Genomic DNA, 668 nt, shown 5'->3' on the forward strand with positions numbered 1-668 from the left:
CGCGAGCTTGCGCGCCTGCTCAGCGGTCTCCGCCGCGATCCGCTGCTCGTGCGCCTCCAGCTCCGCCGCGATCCCGGCCGTATGAGCGGCGTGCTCCTCGGCGATCCGGGCCTCGTGCGCGTCGCGCTCCTGCGCGATGGTCGCATCGTGCTCCGCGCGTTCTCGGGAGAGCGCTCCGTCGTGCTCCTCACGGGTGCGAGCGAGCTCGGCGGTGTGCGCGGCCGCCTCCTCCGCGATCCTCTTGGCGTGGGCCTCGCTCTCGTTCGCGATGCGGAGCTCGTGGGCCTCGCTCTCGGACGCGATCCGAGCGGCGTGCGCGTCGCTCTCCGCCGCGATGCGGAGGTCGTGGGCCTGACGGTCGGCGGCGATCCGTGCCGTGTGGGCGTCGCTCTCCTCGGCGATGCGCCGCTCGTGCGTCTCGAGCGCCTGCGCCAGCCGGGCCTCCTCCGCCGCAGCCGTGCGCTCCTGCGCCTCGCGCTCGCGGGTCAGGAACGCATCGAGCGTCTCGCGCTCGTCGGCGAGCTTCGCCTCGTGCTCCGCGATCTCGTCGCCGATGACGAGCTTGTGCAGCGTGAGCGCATCGGCGAGACCCTGCTCCTGCGCCTCTCGCCTGCGGGCGAAATCCGTGTCGAACTGCTCGGCAGCGCGCGCCCGTTCGCGGTCGGCCT

General features: G+C 73.8%; 1 pseudogene. It reads right to left on the reverse strand.

The annotated features are described in order from the left end of the window. A pseudogene (locus ACFPZL_RS14060) lies at window positions 1-668 on the reverse strand (hypothetical protein); the annotation flags it as partial.

This window comes from Leucobacter soli, assembly GCF_042659205.1.
GTDB classification, from domain to species: domain Bacteria; phylum Actinomycetota; class Actinomycetes; order Actinomycetales; family Microbacteriaceae; genus Leucobacter; species Leucobacter soli.